The organism is Enterovirga aerilata, assembly GCF_013044135.1.
Lineage (GTDB): Bacteria > Pseudomonadota > Alphaproteobacteria > Rhizobiales > Beijerinckiaceae > Enterovirga > Enterovirga aerilata.
Genome location: NZ_JABEPP010000002.1, coordinates 26,203 through 47,666, shown reverse-complemented (window position 1 = coordinate 47,666; position 21,464 = coordinate 26,203). Strand labels below are relative to the sequence as shown.

18 protein-coding genes are annotated in these 21,464 nt (G+C 69.5%); 11 read left to right on the top strand and 7 right to left on the bottom strand.

All coding sequences use genetic code 11. From position 1 onward, the window contains the following. Nucleotides 1-2: 2 nt before the first annotated feature. Both mfd and HJG44_RS05405 read left to right on the top strand, forming a co-directional pair. Nucleotides 3-3,329, top strand: a complete 3,327-nt coding sequence (gene mfd, locus HJG44_RS05410) for a transcription-repair coupling factor (protein WP_171217369.1) — start codon at nucleotides 3-5, stop codon at nucleotides 3,327-3,329. A gap of 63 nt (nucleotides 3,330-3,392) precedes the next feature. After that, nucleotides 3,393-3,800 carry a hypothetical protein gene (locus HJG44_RS05405; RefSeq protein WP_171217368.1) on the top strand — a complete coding sequence of 136 codons (408 nt, stop codon included), beginning with the start codon at nucleotides 3,393-3,395 and terminating at the stop codon, nucleotides 3,798-3,800. 6 nt (nucleotides 3,801-3,806) lie between these two features. On the opposite strand, the gene HJG44_RS05400 is transcribed toward HJG44_RS05405, so the two are convergent. Next, on the bottom strand, nucleotides 3,807-4,040 hold the full coding sequence (locus tag HJG44_RS05400; protein WP_171217367.1) for a hypothetical protein: 234 nt from the start codon (nucleotides 4,038-4,040) through the stop codon (nucleotides 3,807-3,809). 108 nt (nucleotides 4,041-4,148) lie between these two features. On the opposite strand from HJG44_RS05400, the gene HJG44_RS05395 reads away from it, so the two are divergent. The 8 genes from HJG44_RS05395 (at nucleotide 4,149) to HJG44_RS05360 (ending at nucleotide 13,792) form a co-directional block, all read left to right on the top strand. Then, nucleotides 4,149-5,090: a polyprenyl synthetase family protein gene (locus tag HJG44_RS05395; protein WP_171217366.1), complete on the top strand. Its 942-nt coding sequence runs from the start codon at nucleotides 4,149-4,151 to the stop codon at nucleotides 5,088-5,090. 64 nt (nucleotides 5,091-5,154) lie between these two features. Further along, nucleotides 5,155-7,101 carry a 1-deoxy-D-xylulose-5-phosphate synthase gene (gene dxs / locus HJG44_RS05390; protein ID WP_171217365.1) on the top strand — a complete coding sequence of 649 codons (1,947 nt, stop codon included), beginning with the start codon at nucleotides 5,155-5,157 and terminating at the stop codon, nucleotides 7,099-7,101. A 16-nt stretch (nucleotides 7,102-7,117) separates the two neighbouring features. Then, the gene (hpnA, locus tag HJG44_RS05385) at nucleotides 7,118-8,113 is read left to right on the top strand and encodes a hopanoid-associated sugar epimerase (RefSeq protein WP_171217364.1); all 996 of its coding nucleotides are present in this window, start codon (nucleotides 7,118-7,120) and stop codon (nucleotides 8,111-8,113) included. Further along, entirely contained in the window at nucleotides 8,110-8,988 is an 879-nt protein-coding gene (hpnC, locus tag HJG44_RS05380) for a squalene synthase HpnC (protein ID WP_430395034.1), read from the top strand. Before hpnA ends, hpnC begins: the two co-directional genes overlap by 4 nt. Continuing rightward, nucleotides 8,985-9,824 (top strand): presqualene diphosphate synthase HpnD, encoded by an 840-nt coding sequence (gene hpnD / locus HJG44_RS05375; protein WP_171217363.1) that lies wholly within the window; start codon nucleotides 8,985-8,987, stop codon nucleotides 9,822-9,824. Before hpnC ends, hpnD begins: the two co-directional genes overlap by 4 nt. Before the next feature lie 2 nt (nucleotides 9,825-9,826). Next, nucleotides 9,827-11,101: a hydroxysqualene dehydroxylase HpnE gene (gene hpnE, locus HJG44_RS05370; RefSeq protein WP_171217362.1), complete on the top strand. Its 1,275-nt coding sequence runs from the start codon at nucleotides 9,827-9,829 to the stop codon at nucleotides 11,099-11,101. A gap of 2 nt (nucleotides 11,102-11,103) precedes the next feature. Then, complete coding sequence (gene shc, locus HJG44_RS05365) at nucleotides 11,104-13,077, top strand: squalene--hopene cyclase (protein WP_346767098.1); 1,974 nt, start codon at nucleotides 11,104-11,106, stop codon at nucleotides 13,075-13,077. Nucleotides 13,078-13,111: 34 nt separating this feature from the next. Then, nucleotides 13,112-13,792 (top strand): phosphorylase family protein, encoded by a 681-nt coding sequence (locus HJG44_RS05360; RefSeq protein WP_171217361.1) that lies wholly within the window; start codon nucleotides 13,112-13,114, stop codon nucleotides 13,790-13,792. On the opposite strand, the gene hpnH is transcribed toward HJG44_RS05360, so the two are convergent. After that, nucleotides 13,742-14,887 carry an adenosyl-hopene transferase HpnH gene (gene hpnH / locus HJG44_RS05355; protein ID WP_171217360.1) on the bottom strand — a complete coding sequence of 382 codons (1,146 nt, stop codon included), beginning with the start codon at nucleotides 14,885-14,887 and terminating at the stop codon, nucleotides 13,742-13,744. The two genes, HJG44_RS05360 and hpnH, sit on opposite strands and share 51 nt — an antisense overlap. A 19-nt stretch (nucleotides 14,888-14,906) precedes the next feature. Further along, nucleotides 14,907-15,863, bottom strand: a complete 957-nt coding sequence (ispH, locus tag HJG44_RS05350) for a 4-hydroxy-3-methylbut-2-enyl diphosphate reductase (RefSeq protein ID WP_171217359.1) — start codon at nucleotides 15,861-15,863, stop codon at nucleotides 14,907-14,909. 274 nt (nucleotides 15,864-16,137) lie between these two features. Here ispH and HJG44_RS05345 point away from each other — a divergent pair, with 274 nt between their 5' ends. Beyond that, the gene (locus HJG44_RS05345) at nucleotides 16,138-18,732 is read left to right on the top strand and encodes an MMPL family transporter (RefSeq protein WP_171217358.1); all 2,595 of its coding nucleotides are present in this window, start codon (nucleotides 16,138-16,140) and stop codon (nucleotides 18,730-18,732) included. Here HJG44_RS05345 and hpnK read toward each other — a convergent pair. The 4 genes from hpnK to hpnJ are packed head-to-tail and all read right to left on the bottom strand — an operon-like array spanning nucleotide 18,714 to nucleotide 21,462. After that, entirely contained in the window at nucleotides 18,714-19,559 is an 846-nt protein-coding gene (gene hpnK / locus HJG44_RS05340; protein WP_171217357.1) for a hopanoid biosynthesis-associated protein HpnK, read from the bottom strand. The genes HJG44_RS05345 and hpnK overlap by 19 nt on opposite strands. A 1-nt stretch (nucleotide 19,560) precedes the next feature. Further along, a complete protein-coding gene (locus HJG44_RS05335) occupies nucleotides 19,561-19,818 on the bottom strand; it encodes a ParE family toxin-like protein (RefSeq protein ID WP_171217356.1) in 258 nt (85 codons plus the stop codon). Continuing rightward, complete coding sequence (locus HJG44_RS05330; RefSeq protein WP_171217355.1) at nucleotides 19,815-20,015, bottom strand: hypothetical protein; 201 nt, start codon at nucleotides 20,013-20,015, stop codon at nucleotides 19,815-19,817. The genes HJG44_RS05335 and HJG44_RS05330 overlap by 4 nt, the downstream gene beginning before the upstream one ends. A 13-nt stretch (nucleotides 20,016-20,028) precedes the next feature. Further along, nucleotides 20,029-21,462 (bottom strand): hopanoid biosynthesis associated radical SAM protein HpnJ, encoded by a 1,434-nt coding sequence (gene hpnJ / locus HJG44_RS05325; RefSeq protein ID WP_171218147.1) that lies wholly within the window; start codon nucleotides 21,460-21,462, stop codon nucleotides 20,029-20,031. Nucleotides 21,463-21,464 lie beyond the last annotated feature (2 nt).

Genomic DNA, 21,464 nt, shown 5'->3' with positions numbered 1-21,464 from the left:
AGATGGCAATTGCGACCCGCGCCCGGAGCGCCGCCTCTCATCGAGGAGAGGCGGCCGACCTCGTCCTGCCCGCACATGAGGCGCTGCGCGCCATCCGCCTGGTCGCCGAGGGACGCGAGGCGGGCCGAGCGGGGCTCGTTCTGGCGGTCGGGAGCGAGGGCCGGATCGAGCGCCTCGCCCGTCTGATCTGGGCACTCGCGCCCGACATCCAGGCCCTGATCTTCCCGCCCTGGGACTGCCTGCCCTACGATCGCTCGCCGCCCTCCGCCCGAGCGATGGGGCTCCGGATCGCCGCCCTGTCCTGGCTGGCGGGACAGCCGGACCGGCCCTGGATCCTCATCACGACCTCCGAGGGCCTTCTCCAGCGCGTTCCGCCGCGGGATCTGTGGGAGAGCGCGACGGTCCGGCTCTCGCGCGGCGGCGCGATCGATGTCGGGCATCTCGGCGCCGAGCTGACGCGGATCGGCTACCGCGAGGACGACCGCGTGGACGAGGCCGGGGAATTCGCGGTCCGCGGCCACGTCGTCGACGTGTTTCCGGCAGGCTACTACCTCCCCGTCCGGATCGAGCACGAGGACGGGCAGGTCACGGCGATATCCTCCTACGACGCCGCAAGCCAGCGCCGCACGGACGAATTCGACGAGCTGATCCTCAGGCCGGCGTCGGAGGCCGTCACGGCGGATCGCGCGGGTGCGGAAGCCTCGCCGCTCGAGCATCGGCTGCCCCTTCTCTACCCGTCGCTGGAGACGATCTTCGATTATGCCCCGCGCGCGACGATCCTGGTCGAGCCTCGCGCCGAGGAGCGCCGGCTCGCCTTTCTCGAACAGGTGGCGGATGCGCAGGGAAGCCGCGCGCGGCTGGACGGCGGGCAGCACGCGCCCGCATCCGGCCGCCTCTACCTGACGGAAGAGGACTGGCAGGATCTCGTGCGGAAGAGGTCCCTCAGGCATGTCGTCGATGCGGCGGACGGGGCAGACGAGACGGTCCCCTCCTTCGCAGCCGAGGCACGCCCCGCCCAGGCTCTCGCGCGCTTCCTGAAGGCGCAGGTCGAGGAGGGACGGCGGGTTCTGGCCGCTGCGGGCTCCGACCGCGACCTGCGCGGCGTTGCGCGCTCCGTCGAACGCGCCCTCGGGAGAGACGCGGAGCGGGTGCGGAGCTGGGACGAGGTTCTGGCCGCCAAGCCGGGCGCGGCGCTCGCGATGGTGCTCGACCTGGACCGCGGCTTCGTCGACCCGCGGGCGGGAGTAGCGGCGATATCGCCGCCGGATCTCCTGGGAAGCCGGGCGCGGAGGGCCGGCGCGGAACGGGCCGAGGCCGAGATCTTCGACGATGAGGAGTTCCGGGTCGGCGACGCCGTGATCCATCTCGAGCACGGACTCGGTCTGCTCGAGGGGATCGAGGCCGTCTCGGCCGACGGTTCGGACGTGCAGGACACCATCCGCCTCTCCTATGCGGGAGACGCCAAGCTCATGGTGCCCGTCTCCGACATCGACCTCATGTGGCGCTACGGCTCCGCCGAGGGCGTGAGCCTCGATCGGCTCGGGGGCGCCTCCTGGCCCAAGCGGCGCGCAAAGGTCGAGGCCGAGATCAACAAGGCTGCCGTGGAGCTCGCGCGTATCGCGGCCGAGCGCCGGGCCATCGAGGCGCCCGCGATCCACCCGCCCCGGCGCGATTACGAGCGCTTCGTCGCCCGCTTTCCGTATAGCGAGACCGCCGACCAGAACGCGGCCGTCGCCGACATCCTGCGCGATCTCGCCTCGGGCCGGGCCATGGATCGGCTGGTCTGCGGCGATGTCGGGTTCGGCAAGACCGAGGTCGCGCTCAGGGCGGCGGCGGCGGTCGCGCTCTCGGGCAAGCAGGTGGCGATCGTGGCGCCGACCACCGTGCTCGTCCGCCAACACCTGCAGACCTTCCGGCGCCGCTTCGCCGATTTCGGGATCGAGGTGGCGCATCTGTCCCGCCTCGTGAAGCCGGCCGAGGCGAAGGCGGTGAAAGCGGGCCTCGCGGACGGCTCCGTCCGGATCGTGGTCGGGACCCACGCTCTTGCCGGCAAGGGCGTCGCCTTCGCTGATCTCGGGCTCCTCGTCATCGACGAGGAGCAGCGCTTCGGCACGGCGCACAAGGACCGGCTGCGGGCGCTCGGCGCCCATGCGCATGTGCTGACGCTCACGGCGACGCCGATTCCGCGCACTCTCCAGTCGGCCCTGGTCGGCCTGCAGGACGTGAGCGTGCTCGCGACCCCGCCGGCCGAGCGCCAGCCGGTCCGCACATTCGTCGCGCCCTTCGACGGCACGACGATCCGCACCGCGCTTCTGCGCGAGCGCCGCCGCGGCGGACAGAGCTTCGTGGTCTGCCCGCGGATCGAGGATATCGAGCCGATGGCGGCGCAGCTGAAGGGGCTCGTCCCCGAGCTCGACATCCTGGTCGCGCACGGCAAGCTCCCGGCCGAGCAGATCGACGAGACCATGGTCCGCTTCGCGGACGGCGAGGGCGACGTGCTGCTTGCGACCAACATCATCGAAAGCGGGCTCGACGTGCCGCGCGCCAATACGATCATGGTGTGGCGCGCCAACATGTTCGGGCTCGCGCAGCTCCATCAGCTTCGCGGCCGCGTCGGCCGCGGCCGGCCCCGCGGCATCGCTTATCTGCTGACCGATCCGGACGAGGAGGTCTCGGACGAGACCCGCAAGCGGCTCGGGACTCTCGAACGCCTCGACCGGCTCGGGGCCGGGTTCGCCATCAGCGCCGAGGATCTGGAGCAGCGCGGCGGAGGCGACCTTCTCGGGGAGATGCAGGCCGGGCACGTCAAGCTCATCGGGGCGGGCCTCTATCGCCGCCTGCTGGAACGGGCGCTTCTGACCGTCCGGGGGGAGACGCCGCCCGAGGAATGGGTGCCGGAGCTGAACATCGGGGTTTCCGCCCGGATCCCGGCGGACTACGTCCCGGAACCGGAGGTGCGGCTCAACCTCTATGCGAAGATCGCCCGCAGCCTCGACGGCGCCGCCGAAGCCCGGATCGCGGACGAAATCGAGGACCGCTTCGGCCCGCCCCCGGAAGAGGTCGCCGCGCTCCTGGCGCTGAACCGCCTGAAACGGCTCTGCCGGCAGGCGGGAATCGCGAAGGTCGATGCCGGCCCGCAGGGGATCGCACTGACGTTCAAGGACCGGACGGAGCAGGATCTCGCCGTGGAGGCGGCCCTGAAGGAAGATGACTCGCTCGGCTGGCGCAACGGCCGGCTCGTCTCGGCGAGGCCGACCGAGACGATGGAGGAGAGGCTCGAGGAGCTGGAGGCGCTGCTCCAGCGGTTCCGGCTCGACGCCCGAAGGTGATTTGACGGGACAAGCCCGGCCGCGTGGCGTAAGTCTCGGCCCCGACCATCACCTGTCAGCCAGATGCTCCGGACGCTTCTCCTCTCCGCCGCAGCCCTGCCGCTCCTGGCGGGCTGCTCGATCGACGCCTTCACCTACACGATCGACCGCTATGGCGAGGTGAAGAGCGTCCACGTCCATCTGGGCTGCAAGGACACCTACGAGGTCTATGACCGGCCGGAGGCGCGCAGCTTCGTGGTGGTCACGAACGGGGTGAACGAGGCGCTGCTCAATTCCTGCGGCGGCCTGGCCGGGCTGCCGACGGCGGAGCGGATGCGGCGCGTCGCGGAGATCTATCTCGAGGAAACCAGCGCCCGGCCGCAATGCCGGATCACGCGCGAAAGCGCGCTGACCGATTTCCACACCGAGTACGGCTACCGGTGTCCAGAGCCGCCCGGCTCAGGGAGCCCGCTCGCCCATCGGCGCCGGTAAGCGCCTTCAGCAGCCGTCGCAGAGCGAGCGGGTCGCGCGGCGCATGCGCTCGTTCCAGCGCTTGTGGCGCTCCTCCTCGGCCCGGCGCGCCGCGGCATTCACGTCGCCCGGCGTGGGTGCCGGCTGAGCTTCCGCTGCCGAGGAAGCCGGCTTCGCAGCCCGGGGCGGGCTGGTTTGCGCCATCGCGCCCGGCGCCGGCAAGGCCAGTCCGATCACGCCGGCAAGCATGAGTAGCCGCATGGTTGCTCCTCCCCCCGGGCCCTGCCCGGACCCGTTCACCTAGCATGCCGATGTCAGGTTGACCTCTCGTTGCGCTTCCGCCAAGCGGTCCCTTTCCTTTAGACCAATGTGAATGCTTTGACGCAGAACGACTTCTTCGCTCGGCTGGACGGCACCGCGCGGGCGATCGAAACCCTGCTGGACGGCCTGCTCGCGCCGGAGCCCCTGCCCGGCGAGATCGAACGACCGGCGCGGCTGCTCGAGGCCATGCGATACGCCATGCTCGGCGGCGGCAAGCGCCTGCGCCCGCACCTCGTCGTCGAGACGGCAAGGCTCTTCGGCGCCGGAGACGAGGGCGCGCTGCGGGCCGGTGCGGCCGTCGAATGCATCCACGGCTACAGCCTCGTCCATGACGACCTTCCGGCCATGGACGACGACGCGCTCCGCCGCGGCAAGCCGACGCTTCACAAGGCCTATGACGACGCGACCGCCATCCTGGCGGGCGACGCCCTCCAGACGCTCGCCTTCGACATCCTGGCCGACGAGGCGACCCATCCCGATCCGGCGATCCGGGTTGAGCTGACGCTCGCCCTCGCCCGCTCCTCGGGGCTCGGCGGCATGGTCGGCGGCCAGATGCTGGATCTCGAGGCCGAGGGGCGCTTCACGCCGGAAGGCAAGCCGATCCCCGGCGACGAGACCTCGACGCTCCGCCTCCAGGCGATGAAGACGGGCGCGATCCTCGCCTCCTCCGTGCAGATGGGCGCGATCCTCGGCCGGGCGAGCGAGGCGGAGCGGCAGGCGCTTGCGGTCTATGGCCGCGCGCTGGGGCAGGCCTTCCAGATCGCGGACGACCTGCTGGACGCGGAGGGCGAAGCCGCGACGGTCGGGAAGGCGACCGGGAAGGACGCGGCCAGAGGCAAATCGACGCTCGTTTCGCTGCTCGGGGCAAGCAACGCCAAGGCACGCCTCTCCGGGCTGGTGGATGAGGCCGAAGGCGCCCTGTCCGTCTTCGGACAGCGCGGCGATGTCCTGAGGCAGACCGCCAGATTTGTTGCAGAAAGGCGGAGCTGAAGACCCGAGCGGTCACCTTAACGTCGATTCCGGTTCTCTTTTTGGCAGAAACGGTGCAGGACGTATGGTAACCAGAACGATCAGCGAGAGTCCGGCGTTGGCAGTTACTCCTTCCATTCTCGACAGAATCCCCACACCGGAAGAGCTCAGGCGCCTACCCGAGAGCGACCTGCAGGCGGTGGCGGACGCCGTACGGGCCGACATGATCGACTCCGTGTCGGTCACCGGCGGGCATCTCGGCGCGGGGCTGGGCGTCGTCGAGCTGACGGTGGCGCTCCACTACGTCTTCGACACGCCCCGCGACCGCCTGATCTGGGACGTCGGCCATCAGGCCTATCCGCATAAGATCCTGACGGGGCGGCGGGACCGCATGCGGACCCTGCGCCAGGGCGGCGGCCTGTCTGGCTTCACCAAGCGCTCGGAGAGCGAGTACGATCCCTTCGGGGCGGCGCATTCCTCCACCTCGATCTCGGCCGGCCTCGGCATGGCGGTCGCGCGCGATCTCCAGGGCGGGACGAACAACGTCGTCGCCGTCATCGGCGACGGCGCCATGTCCGCCGGCATGGCCTACGAGGCGATGAACAATGCGGGCGCGGCGAATTCGCGCCTCATCGTCGTTCTGAACGACAACGACATGTCCATCGCGCCTCCCACGGGCGCCATGTCGGCCTATCTCGCGCGGCTCGTCTCCGGCAAGACCTACCGCTCTTTGCGCGAGATCGGCAGGCAGCTCGCGAACCATCTGCCGAAGTTCTTCCACGACAAGGCAGTCAAAGCCGAGGAATATGCCCGCGGCTTCGTGACCGGCGGCACGCTGTTCGAGGAGCTCGGCTTCTACTATGTGGGGCCGATCGACGGTCACAACCTCGACCACCTTCTGCCCGTCCTGAAGAACGTCCGCGATTCCGAGACCGGACCGATCCTCGTCCATGTCGTGACGCAGAAGGGCAAGGGCTACGCGCCCGCGGAGGCGGCCGCCGACAAGTATCACGGCGTCGTGCCCTTCGACGTGGTCACCGGAACGCAGGCCAAGGCCAAGGCGAACGCACCCGCCTACACGAAGGTCTTCGCCGAGAGCCTCGCCAAGGAGGCGCGCGAGGACGAACGCATCGTCGCGATCACGGCGGCCATGCCGTCCGGGACGGGACTCGACCTGTTCGGGAAGGAGTTCCCCACCCGCACCTTCGATGTCGGCATCGCCGAGCAGCACGCGGTGACCTTCGCGGCGGGGCTCGCCACGGAGGGCCTGAAGCCCTTCTGCGCGATCTACTCGACCTTCCTTCAGCGCGCCTACGACCAGGTGGTGCACGACGTCTCGATCCAGAAGCTGCCGGTCCGCTTCGCGCTCGATCGGGCCGGGCTGGTCGGCGCCGACGGCCCGACGCATGCGGGTTCCTTCGACATCTCCTATCTCGGCTGCCTGCCCGACATGGTGATCATGGCGGCGGGCGACGAGGCGGATCTCGTGCACATGGTCGCGACGGCGGCCGCCTATGACGAGGGCCCGATCGCGTTCCGCTTCCCGCGCGGCGAGGGCGTCGGCGTGGACATGCCGGAGCGCGGCATCCCGCTCGAGATCGGGCGCGGCCGGATCGTCAGGGAGGGAACGCGCGTTGCGCTCCTCTCGCTCGGCACCCGGCTCGCGGAGGCGCTCAAGGCGGCCGAGGAGCTCGAGGCCCGCGGCCTGTCCACGACCGTGGCCGATGCGCGCTTCGCCAAGCCGCTCGACGAGGAGATGATCCTGCGCCTGGCGCGCGACCACGAGGTTCTCATCACGATCGAGGAGAACTCGGTCGGCGGCTTCGGCTCCTTCGTGCTCCACCTCCTGGCCGACCGCGGGATGCTCGACCGCGGCCTCAAGGTGCGCTCGATGGTGCTGCCGGACGTCTATATCGACCACGACAAGCCCGAGCGGATGTATGCCCGGGCCGGCCTGGACGCGCAGGGGATCGTCGCGCGCGTGTTCGAGATCCTCGGCCGCAACGCAGGCGCGCTGAAAGCTCGCGCCTGAGGCGGGTCGGGGGCGGATGGCCGAAAGGGCCGGAGAGCGCGATCGCGTCCTGGTGACCGGAGCCTCCGGTTTCCTCGGGTCGGCGATCGCCAAGGTCTTCCGCGATGCGGGCTTCGCCGTGCGCGTGATGGTGCGCGCGAGCTCGCCCCGCACCAACCTGTCCGATCTGGACGAGGTCGCCACAGGCGACCTGACCGACCCGGCGACGCTCGGGCCCGCGCTGAAGGGCGTGCGCTACCTCGTCCATGCCGCCGCCGATTATCGGCTCTGGGCGAAGCGCCCGCAGGACCTGGTCGAGGCGAATGTCGAGGGGAGCCGCAACATCATGCGGGCGGCCCTCCGGGAGGGCGTCGAGCGGATCGTCTACACATCCAGCGTAGCCACCATCGTGCCGGGCGGCGACGAGACGCGCCCGCTCACGCCCGAGACGGCGATCGGAATCTACAAGCGCTCGAAGGTCATGGCCGAACGTGCGGTCGAGGAGATGGTCGCGCGCGACCGGCTGCCGGCCGTGATCGTCAACCCGTCGACGCCGATCGGCCCTCGCGACGTGAAGCCCACGCCGACCGGGCGCGTCATCGTCGAGGCCGCATCGGGGAAGATGCCGGGCTTCGTGGATACCGGGCTGAACCTCGCCCATGTGGACGACGTCGCGGCGGGGCACCTGCTCGCCCTTCGCCACGGCAGGATCGGCGAGCGCTACATCCTGGGGGGCGAGAACGTCTTGCTGTCCCGCATGCTGGCCGATATCGCGGAGATGGTCGGCCGGCGGCCGCCGAGCCTGCGCATACCGCGGCTGGCGGTCTGGCCGATCGCGGTTGGGGCGGAAGCGGTGGCGCAGATCACGGGGCGGGAGCCTTTCGTGTGCCGCGACGCGCTGAGGATGGCGGCCTACAAGATGTTCTTCGACGACGCGAAGGCCCGCCGCGAGCTCGGCTACACGTCCCGACCCTACCGGGAAGGTCTCGCCGACGCGATCGGCTGGTTCCGCAAGGCGGGATATCTGCGGTGACGACCGCCACCGCCGCGAGATCCGGCAAGGGCCATAAGGACGAGAATTTCCCCGTCGCGTCCCGGCTCGTCAGCCCGCGCCATCGCGGCCCGATCCTCGCCTTCTACCGCTTCGTCCGGGCGGCGGACGATGTCGCCGACCACCCGACGCTCGCGCCGGACGAGAAGCTTCGCCTGCTCGACGCGCTCGAGGCGGCCCTGACCGGGAAGGGCCCGGCCGATCCCGAGGCCGAGCCGCTCCGGCAGGCGCTCGCCGAGCGCGGTCTCTCGCCCCGCCACGCTCAGGACCTGCTGGACGCCTTCCGCCAGGACGCGCGCAAGACCCGCTACGCCGACTGGGGCGAGCTCATGGGCTATTGCGCCCTCTCCGCCATGCCGGTCGGCCGCTTCGTCCTCGACGTTCACGGCGAGGACCGCCGGAGCTGGGCCGCGTCCGACCCGCTCTGCGCGGCGCTTCAGGTCATCAACCACCTGCAGGATTGCGCGAAGGACTACCGGTCGCTCGACCGCGTCTACCTGCCCGCGGACGCGCTCCTCCGGCATGGCGCACGCATCGAGGAACTCGCGGCAGGGAAGGCCTCCCCGGCCCTCCTGGCCGTGATCCGCGAGCTCAACGACAGCTGCGCCGGCCTCTTGCGCCAGAGCGCGGCGTTTCCTTCGATCATCGCGGATCGGCGGCTCGCGCTGGAGGTCGCCGTGATCCAGAGCCTCGCCGGATCGCTCGTCCGCAAGCTGCGGACGCACGATCCGTTGAGCGAGCGCGTCCACGCGACGAAGCCGGAGGCGCTCATTGCCGCCGCCGCGGGTGTGATGAAGGCCATCCTCCAGCGGACCGGCCGCAGGAGCGGTCGCGCTCAGGCGAAGCTCACGCCATGACGTCCGCCGCCTTGCCAACCGAGGGCGCTCCGGCACCGGCTGCGACCGGAAGCTCGTTCTATCTCGGCATGCGCATCCTGCCGAAGGCGCAACGCGAGGCGATGTACGCAATCTACGGCTTCTGCCGGGAGGTCGACGACATCGCCGATTCGCCCGGGCCGCGCGAAGGCCGCATCGGCGCCCTGGACCGCTGGCGGGAGGACATCGAGGCGCTCTATCGCGGCGAGGTCCGGCGCGGCACCGCTGCGCTGGCGCCCCATGTCCGGCCGTTCCGGCTGCAGAAGCAGAGCTTCCACGACGTGATCGACGGCATGGAGATGGACGTCGTCGACACGGTCCGGGCGCCCGACTGGCAGGTTCTGGATCTCTACTGCGACCGGGTCGCGAGCGCCGTCGGCCGGCTCTCGGCGCGCGTCTTCGGCCTGGCGGACGCCGATGCCGACCTCCTCGCGCACCATCTCGGGCGGGCGCTGCAGCTCACGAACATCCTGCGCGACATCGACGAGGATGCCGAGATCGGGCGCCTCTATCTCCCCCGCGAGGCGCTCGAGCGCGTCGGGATGCGTGACCTCGCGCCCGCGGCCGTGCTCGCTCACCCGCGTCTTGGGGAGGTCTGCGCGGAAGTCGCCGAGCGGGCCCGCACGCACTATGCGGGGGCCGACGAGGTCATGTCCCGCCAGCCGCGCCGCCTCGTCCGGGCACCCCGGATGATGGAGGCCGCTTACCGCTCGGTGCTGGAACGCACGATGGAGCGCGGCTTCGCGCCGCCTCGGACGCGGGTCGGCACGGGCAAGCTGCGCGTGCTCGCAGCCTTCCTCCGGCACGGAATCCTCTGACGATGCGCACCGTCCATGTGGTCGGCGCGGGTCTCGCCGGCCTCGCCGCCGCCGTGCGTCTCGCCGAAGCAGGGGAGCGCGTCGTCCTCCACGAAGCCGCCAAGCAGGCCGGCGGCCGGTGCCGATCCTATGTCGACGCGACGCTCGGCCTCGAGATCGACAACGGCAACCACCTGCTTCTCTCCGGGAACGGATCGGCGCTCGCCTATGTCGAGCTGACGGGCGGCGGTGGCGCCCTGAGCACGGCCCCCGAGGCGGTCTTCGACTTCGCCGACGTTCGATCGGGCGAAAGGTGGCAGCTCCGTCCGAACCCCGGACGCCTGCCGTGGTGGATCTTCGTTCCTTCCCGGCGCGTCCCGGGCACGACGCCCGTCAGCTATCTGGCGCCGGCCCGTCTTCTCAGGGCGAAGCCGGAGGCCCGGATCGCCGACCTGATGCCGTGCTCCGGTCAGCTCTACGATCGCCTCTGGAAGCCCGTTCTGCTCTCCGCCCTGAATACGGAGGTGCCGGACGCCTCGGCGAAGCTCGCCGGGGCGATCATCAAGGAGACGTTGGGCGCCGGCGGGGAGGCATGCAGGCCGGTGATCGCCACGGGCGGTCTCTCGGCTGCCTTTGTCGACCCGGCGCTCGCCTACCTGAAGCGCAAGGGCGCCGAGATCCGGTTCGGCGAGCGCCTTCGTGCGCTCCATGCGGCTGGCGCCAGGATCGCGAAGCTCTCCTTTCCGAGCAGAGACGTCGCGCTCGAACGGGACGATTGCGTCGTGCTGGCCGTGCCACCCTGGGTCGCGGCGGACCTGTTGCCCGGCCTCCAGGCGCCGGACGAGTATCGCGGCATCCTGAACGCCCATTTCCGGATCGCGCCTCCTCCCGCCCAGCCGCTCCTGCTCGGGATGGTCGGCAGCATGTCGGAATGGCTCTTCGCCTATCCGGACCGGCTGTCGGTGACGATCAGCGCCGGGGACCGCCTCTTCGACGCCGACCGGGAGGAACTCGCGCGCGCGATCTGGCGCGAGGTCGCCGGCGTGACGGGACTCCCGGCCGAGCTGCCGCTCTGGCAGATCGTGAAGGAGAAGCGGGCGACCTTCGCGGCCACCCCCGCGCAGGATGCGAAGCGGCCCGGAGCCACGAGCGCTTACCCTAATCTCGTGCTCGCCGGCGATTGGACCAGAACGGGGTTGCCGGCCACGATCGAAGGAGCCATACGCTCAGGCGAAAATGCCGCCCATGTGTTGCAGCGCGGCGATATCGGTATTTCGCGTTTCGTGTCAAAGGCGTAGGCGTGAACTTCATCTCACCGCTCCGCGACGGAGCCTTTTCCAACTCGCTACCGGCCAACCTCGACGAGCGGATCGAATCCGCAACGGAGGCGCTGCTGCGCGCGCGCCGCAGCGACGGCCACTGGTGCTTCGAGCTCGAGGCGGACGCGACGATTCCGTCCGAGTACATCCTGCTTCGCCATTTCCTTGGCGAGCCGGACGATCTCGAGCTCGAGCGCAAGATCGGCAACTATCTCCGGCGCATCCAGGCCGATCACGGCGGCTGGCCGCTGTTCCACAACGGCGGTTTCGACATCAGCGCGACCGTGAAGGCCTATTTCGCGCTGAAGATGATCGGCGACGATCCGGACGCTCCGCACATGGTGCGTGCGCGCGAGGGCATCCTGGCGCGCGGGGGCGCCGCGGCCGCGAACGTGTTCACGCGGTTCCAGCTCGCGCTCTACGGAGAGATCGGCTGGGACCAGCTCCCCAACATGCCGGTCGAGCTGATGCTCGCGCCGAAATGGTTCCCGATTCATCTCTCCAAGATGTCCTACTGGGCGCGCACCGTGATCGTGCCGCTCCTCGTGCTGCAGGTCTTGAAGCCCCGTGCGCGAAACCCGCGTGGCATCCATGTGCGGGAGCTCTTCGCTCCTCCCGGCTCGCCGCCTCCGCCGAAGAAGCCGAGCCACGCCCACCCGGCCTGGGCGACCTTCTTCAACGGCCTCGACGTCGTCCTGAAGAAGGTGGAGCCGCTCTGGCCCTCGTTCCTGCGCGGCCGCGCCATCGCGCGCGCGGTGGCCTTCACGACCGAGCGGCTGAACGGGGAGGACGGCCTCGGCGCGATCTACCCCGCCATGGCGAATTCCGTGATGATGTTCGATGCGCTCGGCTATCCCGAGACGCATCCCGACCGCGCCATCGCGCGGCGCTCGGTGGAGAACCTGCTCGTCGTCAAGGAGGACGAAGCCTATTGCCAGCCCTGCGTCTCGCCCGTGTGGGACACCGCGCTGGCAAGCCACGCGCTTCTGGAGACGGGAGATCCGCGCGCCGAGGCGGCCGCCCTGGACGGTGCCAAGTGGCTGCGGCCACGCCAGATCCTCGACGTGGTCGGCGACTGGGCCGAGAATCGCCCGGGCCTGCGGCCGGGCGGCTGGGCCTTCCAGTACGGCAACGATCACTACCCTGACACCGACGACACAGCCGTGGTGGCGATGGCGATGGATCGGCTGCGCGCAAAATACCCGGAGGGGGCCGAGAACGACGAGTCGATCGCCCGCGCCCGTGAATGGATCGCCGGGATGCAGAGCCGCAACGGCGGCTGGGGCGCCTTCGACATCGACAACACCTACCACTACCTGAACAACATTCCCTTCGCGGATCACGGCGCCCTGCTGGACCCGCCGACGGTCGACGTGTCGGCGCGTTGCGTCGGCATGCTCGCCCAGCTCGGCGAGCCGAAGGACAGCCCGCGCATGCAGCAGGCGGTCGCCTACCTGATCAACGATCAGGAGCCGGACGGGAGCTGGTTCGGACGCTGGGGCGTCAACTACATCTACGGCACCTGGTCCGCGCTCTGTGCGCTCAACGCAGCCGGGATCGATCCGCAATCCGAGACCGTCCGAAAGGCCGTGAACTGGCTCGTCTCGATCCAGAACCCGGACGGCGGCTGGGGCGAGGATTGCGACAGCTACAAGCTCGACTACCGCGGCTACGAGCCGGCTGAGTCGCGCGCCTCCCAGACGGCCTGGGCGCTGCTCGGGCTGATGGCGGCCGGCGAGGCGGACCATCCGGCGGTCGCGCGCGGCATCGCCTATCTGGCCGCGAAGCAGCAGGAGGACGGGCTCTGGCCGGAAGAGGACTACACGGGCGGCGGTTTTCCGCGCGTGTTCTACCTCCGCTATCACGGCTACGCGAAGTATTTCCCGCTCTGGGCGATGGCGCGCTACCGTAACCTGAAGCGGTCCAACTCGCGGCAGGTGACCTGGGGGCTCTGAACGACCGCTCCCGCCGAGCCCGGACGGAACGCCGATGACCCCGGTCGTCCTCGCCGTCACGGGTCTCGCGAAGGAGGCCCGGATCGCGGCCGGGCCCGGTATCCTGCCGCTTGCGGGCGGCGGCCTCCGCACGGGGCTGGAGCGCCGGCTTGCGGCCGTCGATCCCTCGGCGCTCCGGGCGGTCGTGAGCTTCGGGATCGCGGGCGCGCTGGAGCCCGGGCTCAGGCTAGGCGACGTCGTGCTCGCGACCGCGATCGTCGACGGGAACCGCCGCTACCCGGCCTCGCCGGAGTTCCGAAAGCTCTGGGCGGAACGGTTGGGCGGAGAGGCCATCGCCGTCGCCGAATGCGCGATCGCCGGCGTGGACGAGCCGGTGCTCGCGCCGGACGCGAAGGCAGCGCTGCGGGCACGCTCGGGTGCGGGCGCGGTCGACATGGAATCCCACCTCGCGGCGGATTTCGCGGCGCGTCATGGGCTGCCGTTCGGGGCGGTCCGGGTCGTATCCGACCGCGCCGACCGTGTCCTGCCGCCGGCCGCGGGCATTGCGATGCGGCCCGACGGGTCCGTCGACGTCCTCGGAGTGATGCGGTCGGTGGCGCGGGATCCAGGCCAGATCCCGGCGCTCGCGGCGACGGCGCGCGACGCGGCGGTCGCGTTCCGCGCCTTACGCCGCGTTCGCGGCCTTCTGGGCGACCTTCTCGGCCTGGAGCTCTGACAGCTTCTGCTGCACGTTCCGCGAAAAGACGTACTCGGCCGGACGCTGCTTATCGAGCGGGATCTCAGGCGCGAAGGCGCCGTCGGTCCTGACGCCGAACAGGGCGACCTTCGCGGCAACCCAGGGACGGCGCACCGTATCCATCACGGCCGTAGCCTCGAAGCCCGAATGGACCATGCAGTCGGCGCATTTCTCGTAATTGCCGACGCCGTAATTGTCCCAGTTCGTGTCCTCCATCAGCTCCTTGAAGGTCTTCGCATAGCCTTCGCCGAGGAGGTAGCAGGGCTTCTGCCAGCCGAAGACCGTGCGGGTCGGGTTGCCCCAGGGCGTGCACTTGTAGGTCTGGTTGCCGGCCAGGAAGTCCAGGAACATGCCGGACTGGTTGAACGCCCATTTCCGGCCGCCGCGGCCGCGCGAAAGGATGCCGCGGAACAGCTCCTTCGTGGTCCGGCGGTTGAGGAAGTGCTTCTGGTCCGGCGCGCGCTCATAGGCGTAGCCGGGCGACACCGTGATCCCGTCGACGCCGAGCTCGGTCACCGTGTCGAAGAACTTCGCCACGCGCTCCGCATCCGCGTCGTTGAAGAAGGTGCAGTTGATCGTGACGCGGAAGCCCTTCTGCTTGGCGAGCTTCAGCGCGCTGACGGCCTTCTCGTACACGCCGGCCCGGCAGACCGACTTGTCGTGCATCTCCTTGTCGCCGTCGAGATGGATGGACCAGGTGAAGTAAGGCGACGGCTTGTACTCGTCGATCTTCTTCTCGAGCAGCAGCGCGTTCGTGCAGACGATCGCATATTTCCTGCGGGCGATGATGCCCTCGACGATCTTCGGCAGGTCCTTGTGGATGAGCGGCTCGCCGCCCGCCATGACGACCACCGGCGCGCCGCATTCGTCGACCGCGCCGAGCGCGTCCTCGACCGAGATGCGCCTGTTCAGGATCTCGTCCGGATAGTCGATCTTGCCGCAGCCCGCGCAGGCGAGGTTGCAGCGGAAGAGCGGCTCCAGCATCAGCACGAGCGGGTAGCGTTTGTTGCCCTTCAGGTGCTGCTTGACGATGTAGCTGCCGACGTCGACGACCTGACGGAGAGGGATACCCACGGAGCTTCTCTCGCTTCTCTTACGCGCTCGCCGCGGCCGGCTGGCCGGCATCCGGGATGCGGAGCACTTGGGGGAGGTTGAAGGTGATGTTCTCCTCCGTGCCGTCCAGCACGGAGACTTCCAGCGGCCCGAGCCGGCGCAACGCCTCGATCACGCTGTCCACGAGCACCTCCGGGGCGGAGGCGCCTGCGGTGAGGCCGACACGCTCCACGCCTTCGAGCCACTTGGGATCGACCTCGCTGCCGTCGTTCACGAGATAGGACGGCACGCCCGCCTCCTCGCCGACGTCGCGCAGGCGGTTGGAGTTGGACGAGTTGCGGGCGCCCACGACGAGGAGCACGTCCACCACCTTGATCAGCTCGCGCACGGCCGCCTGGCGATTCTGCGTCGCATAGCAGATGTCCTTGGTGTCCGGGCCGATCACGTCCGTGAAGCGCCTCTTCAGCGCCTCGATGATGTGGCGCGTGTCGTCCACCGACAGCGTGGTCTGGGTGATGTAGGCGATCGGCGTGTCGAGCGCGAGCGGAAGCGTCTCGACCTCCGCGGCCGTCTGGACGAGGTGCACGGGCCCATCGATCTGGCCGAGCGTGCCGACCACCTCGGGGTGGCCGGCATGGCCGACGAGGACGAGCGTACGCCCCTGCGTGACGTAGCGGCGGCCCTGGTTGTGCACCTTGGTCACGAGCGGGCAGGTCGCGTCGAGCACCGGAAGCTGGCGCTCCTGCGCCTCCTTCTGGACCGAGCGCGCGACGCCATGCGCGGAGAAGACCGTCACGGCCCCGGTCGGAACCTCGGACAGCTCCTTCACGAAGACCGCGCCCTTGGCCTTCAGCGTCTCGACCACGTGGCGATTGTGGACGATCTCGTGCCTGACGTAGATCGGCGCGCCGTATTTGGTGAGCGCCCGCTCCACGATATCGATCGCGCGAACGACGCCAGCGCAGAAACCGCGCGGCTGCGCGAGGACGACCTTCATGCCCCTACCCGTTTGCTGAGTGTCGCGCCCAGAGGGCTTCGGATCGCCCGCGCATACAACATTCGACCCGTCACGGACAGCATTATGACCTCTTCGACGCCGCTCGTCGAGAAGCAGACCCAACGCGGCCGGATTCGCGCTCATCGCCGTGCCATTCCCATGCCGTCGCGGCGGCCGAAGCGGGACACCCTCTCGTTGATCGCCGGCCATCGCGCCGCTACGAGGTCGAGCTCTCCGCCGAAGCCAGACATGATGGCACGAAGCACCGGTGATCATGCGACCCGTTGAAGCGATCGTCGACGTTTGCGTCAGGCGGCCCTGGCATGTCCTGGCGGTCGCCGCGCTGCTGACCGGGCTGAGCCTCTGGGTCGCCCTCACGCGCTTCGCGATCAACACCGACACGGCGAGCCTCATCTCGCCCTCGCTGCCCTGGCGGCAGGCGGAAATCGCGTTCGACCGCGCCTTTCCCCAGCGCACGGAGCTGATCGTCGTCGTCGTCGACGGGAGGACTCCCGAGATCGCCGAGGAAGCCGCGGAGCGCCTCTCGGAAGCCCTCCGCGGAGATCCGGGAACGTTCCGGAACGTCGATCGCCCCGACGGGGGACCCTTTTTCGCGAAGAACGGCCTCATCTTCCTGCTGGAGCAGGAGCTGAAGGCGACCCTCGATTCGATTTCCGAGCAGGCGGGCCTGCTCTCGATCCTCGCCGCGGACCCGACCCTGCGGGGGCTCGCCCGGACGCTCGGCGCAACCCTGGTCGGCCTCAGGACGGGCGATATCACCCTGGAAGAGCTCGCGCCGCGCTACGAAGCCTTCGCCGAGGCTATCGAGGCGGCGCTCGCCGGGAAGCCGGCCCGTCTCTCGTGGCAGTCGCTGGTCAGCGGGCATCCGCCCGGGCCGGGCGACCTGCGCAAGATCGTGCTGGTCCGCCCGGTGATGGATTACGGCGCGCTGCAGCCCGGCGCGGCCGCCACCGACGTGCTGCGCCGGAAGGCGGCGGAACTCGGCCTCCTGCCGGAGAACGGCGTCACGATCCGGCTGACCGGGCCCGTGCCGCTGGCGGACGAGGAATTCGCGACGGTCGCCGAGAACATGACGCTGAATATCGGGCTCACGCTTCTCGCCGTCGGCATCATCCTCTGGCTGGCGCTGCGCTCTCCGAAGCTGATTCTGGCCGTCCTGGTCACGCTGTTCGCCGGGCTGATCGTCACGTCCGCGCTGGGTCTCCTCGCCGTGGGGCGGCTGAACCTGATCTCGGTCGCGTTCTTCGTTCTCTTCATCGGGCTCGGGGTGGATTTCGGCATCCAGTATGCCGTGCGCTACCGCGCCGAGCGGCACAACCACGGCGGGCTCGGCTTCGGCCTGCGCGCGGCCGGCCGCGAGGTCGGCTTCCCGTTGACCCTCGCCGCCCTCTCGCTGATCGCCGGCTTCCTCTCCTTCCTGCCGACGGATTTCAGCGGCGTCTCGGAGCTCGGCCTCATCGCCGGCATGGGCATGGCGGTGGCGTATCTCGCCAGCTTCACGCTGCTGCCGGCATTGATCGAAGTGCTCCGCCCGGGTCCGGAGCGTGCGCCCGTGGAGACGGCCTGGCTCGCGCATGTGGACCACTGGATCGCGCGCCACCGGCCGCTGGTGATCGGGATCACGGCGGCGGTCGTCCTCGCCGGAATGCCGGCGCTCCTGAACCTGCGCTTCGACTCGGACCCGATGAACCTGCGCGATCCCCGCGTCGAGTCGGTCGCGACCTTCCGGGATCTGGCGAGCCGGCCGGAAACGAGCCCGACCACGCTCGACATCCTTTATCCCTCGCTGGAGGCGGCCCGCGCGGATGCGGTGCGGATCGCTGCGCTCCCGGAGGTGCAGCGCGTCGCCTCGCTCGACAGCTTCGTCCCGCCGAACCAGGAGGAGAAGCTCGCCATGCTGCGCGCGGCCGAGCCCGGCCTCGCCGCCGTCCTGGATCCCGACGCGGTGCCGCCGCCGAACCCGGACGAAACCGCGACCGCGCTCCGGCAGACCGCGGAGGCCTTGCGCAAGGCGGCGGAGGGCGCATCCGCTCCGGGCGGCCCGGCGGCCTCGCGCCTTGCGGCGTCCATGGACCGGCTCGCGGCAGCTCCGGCGGAGGGCCAGCAGGCCGCGCTCAAGGCCGTCCTGACCGACTTCGATCGTCTCGTCGCGACGCTCCGGACGGCGTTCACGGCCGAGAAGATCACGCACGAGACCCTGCCGCGCGAAATCGTGGAAAGCTGGGTCGCGCCCGACGGCAAGGCCAGGCTGGAGGTCCAGCCGAAGCACGACCTCTCCGATCCTGCGGCCGCCGAGGCCTTCGTGGCCGCCGTCCGGTCCATCGCGCCGCATGCCTCCGGCGCGCCCGTCACGATCAGGGAATCGGGGGCCACGATCGTGCGCGCCTTCACCGAGGCCGGCCTGTACTCCCTCGTTGCGATCACGATCATCCTCTGGATCGCGATGCGGCGCCTGTGGGACGTCGCGCTCGCGATCGGGCCGCTGATCCTGGCCGGCATCCTGACATTGCAGACCGCCCAGCTCGTCGGCCTGCATCTAAACTTCGCCAACATCATCGCGCTGCCGCTGATGTTCGGCGTCGGCGTAGCCTTCCACATCTACTACCTGATCGCGTGGCGGCAGGGCGTCGCCGACGTCCTGGCTTCCAGCCTGACCCGGGCGATCTTCTTTTCGGCGCTGACCACCGGGATCGCCTTCGGCTCGCTCTGGGCATCGAGCCATCCGGGCACGGCCTCGATGGGCGAGCTGCTGGCGATCTCGCTCGTCTTCACGCTGCTCGCGGCCTTCTTCGTCGTGCCCGCCTTCCTCGGCCCGCCGAGGAAGGACCGTCAGCTCCAGGCGGCGTAGCCGGAGCGGCGGATCGGACGCGCCGCCTCGATCGTCTCGGGATCGGTCAGGGCGGCGAGTTCCTCCGCATAACGATAGCCCGGCGCGGCGCCCGCGAAGCCGCCGGCGGTCGCCGGATGGGCGTAGAGCTCGGTCCGCCCCGGCGGAAGATGCCGGAGCAGACCCGCCACGCGGGACGGCGTCATGGCGCCCGACCAGGCAAGCCCGAGAACCTGGTCCGCGACGACCAGCCCCGCCCTCCGCGCGCGGGCGCGCAGCAGCCTGGCGTAGGGGCCGGCGATCCGGGCCTCGGTCCCCGGCCTGCCCGGTTCGACCGCAGCAAGCGTCTCCAGCGGCTCGACCGGCACGCGCAGCGCCCGCATGCCGAACTCCCGCCCGATCTCCAGGACGAGGCCGGCGATCGTCGGATGAAGGTGGTAGTGCTTGTGGGCGTTCACGTGATCGAGCGGCAGCCCGGTCCGGGCGAAGGCCTCGAACTGCGCCCGGATCTCGGCCGCGATCTGCCGCCTGACGCCCGGCCGGAAGAAGATCTCGGCGCCGTAGCGCGCGAGGTCGGTCCGCAGCTTCCCGCCTGGCCCGATCAGGTCCGGGATCTCGGACGGGGGCAGGACCGCCCTCCCCTCGACCAGGGTCAGGTGCAGCCCGACCGCGAGATCCGGGAGCCGACGCGCACGCTCCACCGCATCCGCGCACCAGGGCTCGGCCACCATGAGGCTCGCCGCGCCGAGGATCCCGTCCCGATGGGCGATCTCGACGGCCTCGTTCACCTCGCGCGCGAGGCCGAAATCGTCGGCCGTGACGACGAGGGAGCGCTCAGGCTGCTTCATGTCATTGGGCGATGAGGCGATCGTAATCGGCGTGAGAGCCGATCCAGAACCAGACGAGATCGCCGTCCTGTTGCACCGCCAACGCTCGGTAGCGCAGCCCGACGCGAACGGACCAGAACCGCCCGACCTTCTTCAGGTGCAGCGAAGGATGCTGCGGATCGCGTTTGAGCAACTCGTAATTGCGATCGGCGAGTTCACGAACAGTCGATGGTAAAGCCTCGTAAGCCGCCCAGAAGCGATGGCTCGCAAAATGTCTCACAGCTCGCGGGCAGCGCCGGACCGGAACTCGGCCAAGGCCTCGTCAGCAAGCCGATCGAGCCGACCAGCAGCGCTGTCCTGCTCGATTCGACGATCGAAACGCTCAGCCTCGAAGCGTTCGAACCAAGCGCGGAATTCAGCGAGCTCCGTCGCAGAGAGTTCAGCGACCGCCTTCTCGATCTCGGCGACGTTCGCCACTGCCAGCCCGCCCCTACGCCGCCTGCGCCACCCCGCGGCGCTCCTTGAGGAAGCGGAAGAACTCCACGCCCTCGCGCAGCCGCCGCTTCATCATGTCGGGCTCGGTCACCATCTCCCCGACGATGGAGGCGATCTTCGGGATGCGGAAGTAGAACTTCCGGTAGAAATCCTCCACAGAGGTGAAGATCTCGGTGTGGCTGAGCCCCGGATAGTGCAGCGGCGCGATCTGGATGCCGTTGCCGTTGATCAGCTCGGCGTTCTTCTCGTCGAGCCAGCCGTTCTCCATCGCCTGCTTGTAGAGGAACGTGCCCGGATAGGGTGCGGCGAGCGAGACCTGGATCGTGTGCGGGTTGATGCGGGTCGCGAAGGCGATCGTTTCCCGGATCGTCTCCTGGGTCTCCCCAGGCAGCCCCAGGATGAACGTGCCGTGGATCTTGATCCCGAGCTCGTGGCAATCCTTCGTGAACTTCTCCGCGACCTCGACCCGCATGCCCTTCTTGATGTTGTGCAGGATCTGCTGGTTGCCGCTCTCGTAGCCGACGAGCAGCAGGCGCAGGCCGTTGTCCTTCAGCACCTTCAGGGTCTCGCGCGGCACGTTCGCCTTGGCGTTGCAGGACCAGGTGACGCCGAGCTTGCCGAGCTCGCGGGCAATGGCTTCGGCCCGCGGAAGATCGTCCGTGAAGGTGTCGTCGTCGAACATCAGCTCCTTCATCTGCGGGAACGCCTTGAGGATGTATCTCACCTCCTCGATGACGTGCCCGACGGAGCGCGTGCGGTAGCGGTGGCCGCCGACCGTCTGCGGCCAGAGGCAGAAGGTGCAGCGGCTCTTGCAGCCCCGCCCGGTATAGAACGAGATGTAGGGGTGCTTCAGATAGCCGATGAAGTAGTTCTCCATCTTCAGGTCGCGCTTGTAGACCGGCGTGACGAAGGGGAGCGTGTCCATGTCGTGCATGACCGGGCGGTCCTCGTTGTGCACGATCACGCCCTGGCCGTTGCGGTAGGACAGGCCCTGGATGTCCGACCAGGGCTTGCCGTCGGCGACGTCCTTGATGGTGAAGTCGAACTCGTTGCGGGCGACGAAGTCGACGACGGGCGCCTGTTCCAGACTCTCGTTCGACTGGACGGCCACCTTGGCGCCGATCAGCCCGACCTTCAGGTTCGGATTGGTGGCCTTCATGGCCTCGATGACCTTCACGTCCGAATCGAAGGACGGCGTCGAGGTGTGCAGCACGGCAAGGTCGTAATCGCGCACCTGGCCGAGCACCTCCTGGAGGGAGGTCCGGTGCGGGGGCGCGTCGATCAGCTTGGAGTTCTCGACCAGCGCCGCCGGCTGAGCGAGCCAGGTGGGGTACCAGAAGGACTGGATCTCGCGGCGGGCCTGATAGCGGGAGCCAGCGCCGCCGTCGAAACCGTCGAAGGACGGCGCCTGAAGGAAGAGCGTGCGCATCA

What these genes read in the sequence shown, in the direction of transcription:
- mfd (WP_171217369.1), top strand. Translation starts at nt 3, where the DNA reads ATGGCAATTGCGACCCGCGCCCGGAGCGCCGCCTCTCATCGAGGAGAG.
- HJG44_RS05405 (WP_171217368.1), top strand. Translation starts at nt 3,393, where the DNA reads ATGCTCCGGACGCTTCTCCTCTCCGCCGCAGCCCTGCCGCTCCTGGCG.
- HJG44_RS05400 (WP_171217367.1), bottom strand. Translation starts at nt 4,040, where the DNA reads ATGCGGCTACTCATGCTTGCCGGCGTGATCGGACTGGCCTTGCCGGCG.
- dxs (WP_171217365.1), top strand. Translation starts at nt 5,155, where the DNA reads ATGGTAACCAGAACGATCAGCGAGAGTCCGGCGTTGGCAGTTACTCCT.
- hpnA (WP_171217364.1), top strand. Translation starts at nt 7,118, where the DNA reads ATGGCCGAAAGGGCCGGAGAGCGCGATCGCGTCCTGGTGACCGGAGCC.
- hpnD (WP_171217363.1), top strand. Translation starts at nt 8,985, where the DNA reads ATGACGTCCGCCGCCTTGCCAACCGAGGGCGCTCCGGCACCGGCTGCG.
- hpnE (WP_171217362.1), top strand. Translation starts at nt 9,827, where the DNA reads ATGCGCACCGTCCATGTGGTCGGCGCGGGTCTCGCCGGCCTCGCCGCC.
- HJG44_RS05360 (WP_171217361.1), top strand. Translation starts at nt 13,112, where the DNA reads ATGACCCCGGTCGTCCTCGCCGTCACGGGTCTCGCGAAGGAGGCCCGG.
- ispH (WP_171217359.1), bottom strand. Translation starts at nt 15,863, where the DNA reads ATGAAGGTCGTCCTCGCGCAGCCGCGCGGTTTCTGCGCTGGCGTCGTT.
- HJG44_RS05345 (WP_171217358.1), top strand. Translation starts at nt 16,138, where the DNA reads ATGCGACCCGTTGAAGCGATCGTCGACGTTTGCGTCAGGCGGCCCTGG.
- hpnK (WP_171217357.1), bottom strand. Translation starts at nt 19,559, where the DNA reads ATGAAGCAGCCTGAGCGCTCCCTCGTCGTCACGGCCGACGATTTCGGC.
- hpnJ (WP_171218147.1), bottom strand. Translation starts at nt 21,462, where the DNA reads ATGCGCACGCTCTTCCTTCAGGCGCCGTCCTTCGACGGTTTCGACGGC.